12 protein-coding genes are annotated in these 7,906 nt (G+C 33.7%); all 12 read right to left on the bottom strand.

The genetic code is table 11. The annotated features are described in order from the left end of the window. Nucleotides 1-259: 259 nt before the first annotated feature. Nucleotides 260-832: a hypothetical protein gene (locus H8718_RS19280; protein ID WP_249334641.1), complete on the bottom strand. Its 573-nt coding sequence runs from the start codon at nucleotides 830-832 to the stop codon at nucleotides 260-262. A 73-nt stretch (nucleotides 833-905) separates the two neighbouring features. Continuing rightward, nucleotides 906-1,472 (bottom strand): phage tail sheath subtilisin-like domain-containing protein, encoded by a 567-nt coding sequence (locus H8718_RS19275; RefSeq protein ID WP_249334639.1) that lies wholly within the window; start codon nucleotides 1,470-1,472, stop codon nucleotides 906-908. Between the two features lie 12 nt (nucleotides 1,473-1,484). Then, the gene (locus H8718_RS19270; RefSeq protein WP_249334637.1) at nucleotides 1,485-1,748 is read right to left on the bottom strand and encodes a hypothetical protein; all 264 of its coding nucleotides are present in this window, start codon (nucleotides 1,746-1,748) and stop codon (nucleotides 1,485-1,487) included. Further along, nucleotides 1,745-2,182: a phage tail terminator family protein gene (locus H8718_RS19265; protein ID WP_249334636.1), complete on the bottom strand. Its 438-nt coding sequence runs from the start codon at nucleotides 2,180-2,182 to the stop codon at nucleotides 1,745-1,747. Before H8718_RS19265 ends, H8718_RS19270 begins: the two co-directional genes overlap by 4 nt. After that, nucleotides 2,179-2,619: an HK97 gp10 family phage protein gene (locus H8718_RS19260; RefSeq protein WP_249334635.1), complete on the bottom strand. Its 441-nt coding sequence runs from the start codon at nucleotides 2,617-2,619 to the stop codon at nucleotides 2,179-2,181. The genes H8718_RS19265 and H8718_RS19260 overlap by 4 nt, the downstream gene beginning before the upstream one ends. Continuing rightward, nucleotides 2,606-2,947, bottom strand: a complete 342-nt coding sequence (locus H8718_RS19255; protein WP_330597785.1) for a phage head closure protein — start codon at nucleotides 2,945-2,947, stop codon at nucleotides 2,606-2,608. Before H8718_RS19255 ends, H8718_RS19260 begins: the two co-directional genes overlap by 14 nt. An 89-nt stretch (nucleotides 2,948-3,036) precedes the next feature. Continuing rightward, on the bottom strand, nucleotides 3,037-4,152 hold the full coding sequence (gene dnaN, locus H8718_RS19250) for a DNA polymerase III subunit beta (protein WP_249334634.1): 1,116 nt from the start codon (nucleotides 4,150-4,152) through the stop codon (nucleotides 3,037-3,039). A 162-nt stretch (nucleotides 4,153-4,314) separates the two neighbouring features. Then, entirely contained in the window at nucleotides 4,315-4,608 is a 294-nt protein-coding gene (locus tag H8718_RS19245; RefSeq protein WP_249334632.1) for a head-tail connector protein, read from the bottom strand. Between the two features lie 10 nt (nucleotides 4,609-4,618). Next, entirely contained in the window at nucleotides 4,619-5,779 is a 1,161-nt protein-coding gene (locus H8718_RS19240) for a phage major capsid protein (protein ID WP_249334630.1), read from the bottom strand. 67 nt (nucleotides 5,780-5,846) lie between these two features. Beyond that, the gene (locus H8718_RS19235; protein ID WP_249334628.1) at nucleotides 5,847-6,785 is read right to left on the bottom strand and encodes a helix-turn-helix domain-containing protein; all 939 of its coding nucleotides are present in this window, start codon (nucleotides 6,783-6,785) and stop codon (nucleotides 5,847-5,849) included. A gap of 253 nt (nucleotides 6,786-7,038) precedes the next feature. Then, nucleotides 7,039-7,188: a hypothetical protein gene (locus H8718_RS19230; protein ID WP_249334626.1), complete on the bottom strand. Its 150-nt coding sequence runs from the start codon at nucleotides 7,186-7,188 to the stop codon at nucleotides 7,039-7,041. A gap of 77 nt (nucleotides 7,189-7,265) precedes the next feature. Continuing rightward, complete coding sequence (locus tag H8718_RS19225) at nucleotides 7,266-7,850, bottom strand: HK97 family phage prohead protease (protein WP_249334624.1); 585 nt, start codon at nucleotides 7,848-7,850, stop codon at nucleotides 7,266-7,268. Nucleotides 7,851-7,906 lie beyond the last annotated feature (56 nt).

The following is a 7,906-nucleotide window of genomic DNA, read 5'->3' as shown; positions in this document are numbered from 1 at the left end:
TCATGGAACAATAGGGTATAAAACACCTATTGCTTACGAAAAAGAATACTACAAACAGAAGAAAGCTAGTTAACTAGAAAATCTCCGTTTGTAGTGTCTAATTTCTTGACATAGTATCAGAGTATTTAAACATATTTGAATAATTTATAATTTATTAATTCCTATCCTATATCTACGTTTAGTACAATATCCTCAATCGCATCCAATATCTTAATCTGAGACTTCAAAAATACCTTATCCCTTGTATCAGCCTTTATTACTACTCCACCCTAAGAATACCTTTTGACTGCTCTATTAATTCAAACTCAAATCCTAGATATACATTAAATGTAGCTGGTGCAGTATACATAACCTCTATTAATTCTTCATCATCTTCCCCCTTTATGAAATCATTAGATATCTCTATGAAATCTTTTATACTATCTTTCTTATATAATGTATCTGCAATTTTTTTGCTTACTAGATAATTATATTTATCACCTTTAGAGACTTTAAAACATTGAACTGTGTCCAGAGTATTTTTAAATATATCCGGATTATGTTGTGCTATTCTTTGGCATCCATATGGATTGATATTAATCATTAAAGGATATCTTTCATCATCACTAGCTATAATAACAACTTCTAATACACTAGCTAATAGCTCTCCACCCACCATTGATCTTATATAGGCCTTAAATATCGTTTCTCCTGTAACACCTTTCACTCCATTTAATTCAATATCTTCATTCATACCATAGACTTCATAAGGTTGTTGCTTATTCATGTCACATCCCACTAAAGTAAACAATATGATAAAGGCCATCAAAAGGATTGACATTTTTTTCTTCATGTTTTTTACCTTCCTCCCGTATCATCTACAATCATTATAGGATATCCTCGAAAAGTTCTCAATATTTCATCTTCTAAACACTTACATCCAACACTATATCCTCAATCTCATCTAATATCTTAATCTGTGACTTCAAAAATACCTTATCCCTTGTATTAGCCTTTTTAATATCATCTTCAATCCTATGCATAGCATCCACAATCTTTATCTTCTTAAAGGATTCTCCTTTATCTTGTGTGGTTGTGGTAAAGCTATTGACTCCTCTTGCAATTTTAGCCTTTTCTCCATCATGATATAGGATAAGTTGCCCATTTCCAACAGCCTCATCCATTTGCTCTTTAGTCAATTGGTCAAATCCTATTACTTCTTTAAGTGGTGCAAAAGTTGCACTAATCGTCATAGGTGTTCCAGCTAAAAGGCCAGCTATTCGTGAGGTATATTCTGCTGTACTATAATCCCCCTCACTAGTCTTAATATTTGAGGTAGTAAAGTTAATGACCTTCTCTGTATCTGCTGTGGTCGCATGAGGTAAGACTACCTTGCACCTTTTGTTTAAAGATGTCATCCACACAACTACATTAGCTACATCCCCACTCTCAACCTCAGGTATAGCAAGATAATCCCATTTAAGGGCTTCCAATGCTTCTTGAACCTAACTATAATCCTCTTCCTCACTTCCTCTAAAAATAATAATGACCTTCTTAGGAGGTTTAATATATCCCATGAAGGCCAGTTGTAGATACTCTTTTTGTTTGTCTGTTAGCTGGTCAATTCCAGCTGCATCTTTTATATTATTTAATTCATGTACTTCTTGTGTTTCTCCATTTAATACAAGTGCTACTATTCCACGCTCTCCTCTTTGGATTACTGTTGCACCTGTTTGTTTAAAGTTAATCATAACATTGGGTAAACTCATTCATTTCTCCCTTCTATATGGTGTTCAATGGTTGTGATAAGTTCATTATCCGGTTCAAAATTAATAAGCTCATGATAAGTAATATGAAAAGAAAATTGGTAAATATCCTTTTCAACTTTCTCAATAATACTATCTTGTATTGTAAAGTGCCTATCTTCCACACTTAAGCAAATACCAAAGGCTTGCTTTAACTTTGACATTACCTCTAGGCATTTAAGGCTATCCTTACAATCTGAAAAATAGGAAATAACAATGAGTAAGTTTGTAGATATGTAATTCTTCGTTTGGGTTTCACTTTCAATAGGTAGTAGTGTGGTAAAAAAGCAAGGTAACTTATAACCTTCTGTTACCTCGTCACCATAAATAGGTATGGTAGGGTGTGTGGTATTAAGTCTCTTTACTACTGCCTTTAAAATATCCTGATAGCCTATCATAAAAGTTTCTTTACCACCCTATTCACCATTTTCTCAGCTTGCTGTGGTAGTTCCTTTTCAAACTCTAAAGTAGTCCTCTTAACCATATACTTTCCAGCTACTCTCCTACCCGTATCCCTCTTCTTTCTACCTCTTCCACCTACCACAATTCTATGCCCACGTGCTACTAAATGAAAATGGGGGCTGGTTGACCTAAATTCTACATATAGGTCTTTACCATACCCCTTCACTTTACTTACTTTATAGGAATTAATAAGTTTCTTCTTACTCGTACCATATGGCCTTTTAGGTGTTTTCTTCTTAACTTCTTTTCTAAATTGATTTCCCATTTTAGTTAAAAGCTTCTCTGATTCATCGGGATAGCTCTTCGTAACAAAAGATAATTTCTTCTGTAAATCTGTGAGGCCATTCAACTGGAATACATCATTCTTCGCCATGCCTCTTCTCCTTTGAGGTGGCTGTAATCTCTAATACAAAATCTCCCTCATCCACATTAATGATCTCTGTGATATGAAGGAGTTTATCTTTATACTTTATTTTCATGTTAGGTGTTATGCCTCTATGATATCTAGTTAAAATCCTATACACTGTTTCAGGTCTTAATCGTTCTTCTAAGGTTTGTTCAAAGCCTCTTATGGGCATAATATTAGCCCACACAGTTTTTATTGGTTGCTCCTGTAGGATTATTTGTCCTATAGAGTTAGTTATTTCTGTGTGGGTTGTAAATATTATTCGTTTATTTAGTTTTCCAGCATCAAAGTGGATTTTATCACCTATTTTCTAAGCTTATTACTAATTAACTAAATTTATATTCATTTTAAAGCGCTAATTCATGTACTAATATTTAAACTAACCTAGTCATTATGCGTTAAGCTCATCCGAACTGGTGCAATAAGATATTTATAATAATCCCCCTGTGTTGGGTTGATGACACAAGGTGCTAAAGGGGATATGAAGTGAATACAAATACGATCATCATCAATTGATTTAAGTGCTTCAATTAAGAATTTAGGATTAAAACCAATACTTAACTCATTACCTTCAAGTTCAATTCCTAACTTTTCACGTGCAGTTCCAAGTTCAGCCTTGGAAGTGATAATCATATTATCTCCATCTATCTTTATTTTTATCGGATTTTTTCCTTCTCTAGAAATAAGTGCAGCTCTTTCAATCCTCATTAAAAATTTTTTACAATCGACTTCAATACGTGTTGCATAATCTGATGAGAATACGTGTTCATATTTTAAGAATTGTCCTTCAAGTAATCTTGAAACAACTTTGCATTCACCTAAGTCAAACAAAATATTTTTTTCTTCAAAGTAAAGATTTATCATATCTGTTTCATCAGATGAAAGAATTTTACTAAGCTCGCTAAGTGTACGCCCAGGAACTACAACTTCTTGTGTTTCATACTCTGTTGACAAAGGTGTTTGTCTATAAGAAATTCTATTACCATCAAAAGATACCAGACGGAAAAAACCATCTTTAATTTGAAGCATTTCTCCTGTAAGGATTGGTCTTGATTCTTCTTGAGCAACAGAGAAGATCGTTTGTCTAATCATTTCTTTGAAGGTATGTTGAGACAGTGTATAAGACTTGTATCTTTCTACTTGTGTCAACTCAGGGAATTGCTGACCAGCTTGTCCAGCAATAACAAACTCAGAGTCTTCACAAATGATTCTTGCCATTTGACTTCCATCTGTGGATAGCTCTACTATCTCATTAGGCATTTTTCTAATGATTTCTGAAAAGATTTTTGATTCTAAAACAATCGAACCTTCTTCTATTACTTCTACTTGAATAGTGCTTTCAATACCTAATTCAAGATTATAACCGACTAAAGTTACTTGATTATCATAAGCTTTAATTAAAATACATCCTAATATAGGCATTGTTGTTTTAGTTGAACAAGCTTTAAGTGCTATATTAATACTATTCATAAGTAATTCTTGTTTACAAAGTATATGCATGTGGAGAATCTCCCTTCGAAAATCTTTAATAATTATAAAACTAGGCCAACCTCTTTTAGTTTTCTAATGCACTGATTCTCACTTCCATACATAGTGCCTTGCTAATCAGAACATTTAGATTATGTATAATCTATCAGATTTTTAAATTAAAATCAATCTTTTTTATATCAAATTAACATTATGCCTTACCAACAAAGATTCCAACATCATATTTATTCTAAAATTCAATCTATCATTCACACTGATTGTCCTATTATCATAAAACTCAGCGATAAGAACCAATACTGCAATTGCTACATCTTCATATTCTTCTAATTGATCTATGCGTTGACCTGTATAATTGCAAACATAAGATTTTGAAGCTTCAATAATAGCTTGTATTAACCTATCATCCTCGTCTCCATCTTGCCTTAAATACTCTTTTAGTAAAGGTAAATCTAACTCTGACAGTTTCATCTATCACCCCTTATGCTGCTTTTGCCTTGCTTCTACTTGTATCACTTGAAGTACCAATAACAACAGCCTCGCCTAAAGCCTTTTTAATATCTAGTCTCATATTTGCTTTAATAGCAATCTCGTCACGAATAAATCCATACTCTGTAGACTTTTGAAGCGATAATGCTTTTCTTTCACCTACAATTAATGCTCGTTTTAGGTCTCCAAAGAAGATAGCTAATCCTGTTTCATTAAGTTCAGCCACATGCTCATTAATAATAACTGGTCTACCATCTTCAAACTTCATATCGGTTAAGGCCTTAGCTGTTTGGTCTGAGATGACCCAAGTTGCTGTATGACGATAACGAATAGGAAGGACAAAGTACATTTCAGTTAGCGTTTCAGGTGTCAGTTTAGCCGGTAACTGTAGTTCTTTAGTCCCATCATCCGCACTAAAGTCATTTAGATCATTCACCTTATATTCTTCATTCCCCTTTACAATCAGTTCATCTAAAGTTAACCCATAAGATTCAACTAACTGTCGCATTAATTCTCCGTCCACATTGTAGCCAGTATCTTCAATAGCTTCTTGTGAAAATATAATAAGCGTTTCAAACTTGTGAGCTTCTAGCTTGATTGGCTCAAAGGTTGCCACTTGCTTTGTATATTCTGCAAGCTCTTTCATAGGGACAAACTTTCCTAACTTGTTTGCCTGTACTGGAATTTGATGTTTACTATTTCCAAAGCGTTCATGACGTACAGCCCCATATAAAGGTGAGATATAGGCAAGCTTATCTAAGATGTAGTCTGCAAAAGTGGTCTTAGAAATAATCTCAGTTGGTGCATTACCTGAGCCTACTGCCGTATCTGAAAAGGTATGTGTTCCATCTCTCACTTCTCTTGTACCAATTTCAATTTCTTTATTCGCATCAGCTTGTAAGGCTCGTATTTCATCTAATAAAGAGGGCTCATTTTGCCTTGTCTCTGTTGCTGACTCTTTAATTGTAGTCATTAATGCTCTAGCTTCTTTTTGAGTTTGGATTGTGGCATCAATCTGATTCACTTCATCTGTATAGCCATTAATCTTATCTAGTTCCTCCTTTGAGAAGGCTCTCTTCTCTGTTTCAGCTACATTCATAATAGCTTCAATTTGTTCAATTAATTTGCTTCTTTTTTCTAGTAGTTGTTTCATTCTGTTGTCCTTTCTAGTCTAATTTAATTATAAAAAGAGAGCACCTATTTCTAGATGCCCTTTTACCTCAATTTTTTTGGTTCACTTTACCCGCAGTTAACTCTTCTTCCAATCTTATTATATTTTGCCTATGATTGTCTGCTGCAATTTGTAATCCTTTAGCCTCTAACCATGCTACAATTTCCTTCCACTGAGCTAACTCATCCTGTTTTCGACCTAATTTTTGATAGCAAAAAGCCTTACTAAACATTGGATCAATATACTGATTACATAATTCAAACGTTTTATCCCAGTATTTAAAAGCTTCATCATACCTTTCAAAATGTGCATAGCATTCTGCTACATTAAATGTAATGAGTGAGCTATTAGGGAACTGAATTATTGCCTTTTCCGCTAACTTCAGCCCTTCCTCATATTTACCATTAAATATATAGGCTGCTAATAACAGAATATAGCCCTGTTCACTTTCTGCCTCCTCTTCAAATAATTTCTTACACTCTTCAATAGCTTGATTGCATTGTCCAAGTTGTGCTTGTAGAGAAACGCGTGTTCTTAGCGTATCATAGTAAAGCTCACTTTTATTTTCTTTTTCATCTTTAATTACTTTGTCATAAATCTCAAAAGCTTTTTTTCTACAATCATGCATGCCTTTGTGATATATGCCACCATACTCACTAAGTTGTTTATTAGTATACCTTCCACTCTCAATTATCTTTCTATATTCTTCTTCTGCCCTTAGGAAGTTCTCCAAAGTTCTACATTCTGCATAAATTGCATATAATCGGTCTGCATAAGATTCATAAGAATCAATCTCATCTTTTAACAAATCATCTACTAATACTTCTAATACCCTCCCAAGCTTGGATAAAATTAATACATCGGGCAATGTCACACCATTTTCCCACTTACTTACGGCCTGATGAGATACATTCAATAACTTTCCTAATTGCTCCTGTGTAATCTGCTTTGCTTCTCTTAGTTTTTTGATATTTCTCCCAATATTCACACCATTTTCCCTCACTCTATTAATCTCTATATTTTTAATTATTTTTTTCTCAACGTTGATACTTTGATTATACAAAAAAATCTATAGTATTCAATAACCGCATAAGTTCATCCTATTCAACCATAAGTTGCATACTTCTGATTAGTTGCACTTTAGCTTTTACAAAAAAAAGTACACCTCTTGGATGTACTGTAATAGTATTGATTAATTATTATAGTTAATATAAATAACTCAGCAAACTGGAATTTGTATGCTACTTCTCTTTACGACTTCTACTGATACCTAAGATAACAAAACAACACCCCAATGGTATTGACATATAATCTTTTTTTATAATAGCAGAAATAAAAAATAAAATGCCTGCAATAAAAAATAAAATGCCCTCTAATTTTTTTTTATTCATATGTAATAGTCACCTTTCTAAATTCTAATTTATCTCTATACCTTCAATACACATAGTTTACTTTCATTATATAACAATTAACTGAATAATACATTCTTTAATAACCACACTTTAGTAGCTACTAAACTTCTTTCATTCTCTACTTCCATCTCACTCTCCTTCTTATCAGGCTTATCCCTAATGCATCTTTGCTCCACATCTTCACTTCTTACCTGGACTGATGTAGCAATATAAGCTGGTTCAATTGTTAAAAGAGATACTTCCATCAGGTCAATATCTTCTAAAGTCCTTTTAGCCACACTACCATCATCTTGCCAGCTATCACTCAAAGCCCCAAAACCAAAAGACCAGCCTTTTAAATTTCCACACCTAGCCTCTTCTATAACTTCAGTATCACTAATGACTGCCTTTGCATGAAGCCCAATATTATCTTCTTTAAGTGCTAAAGTTCCCTCCTCTATACTGGCAAGCTTTCGCCTTACATCATGATTGAGTAGCATATCCACATTACGAGCCTTTTCTAAAGCTCTTTGAAATACTCTAGGTGCGACTTTTTCAATAAACTTACCTTTCGAGCCGTAAAGTTCCTTCGAATACCGATCAATAGCATTAACATAACCACTAATTTCAACTTTTCCATCACTTCTCACCTCCACTTGCATCTTTTTCACCTCCTTTCACCATACTGGTTCCTGTTGCACCATTTTGCACCACATTG

Source organism: Zhenhengia yiwuensis, from assembly GCF_014384995.1.
In the GTDB taxonomy this organism is placed as follows: Bacteria; Bacillota; Clostridia; order Lachnospirales; family Cellulosilyticaceae; genus Zhenhengia; species Zhenhengia yiwuensis.
Note: the sequence above shows the minus strand (reverse complement) of the source record. Positions and strands in the feature narration are given on the sequence as shown.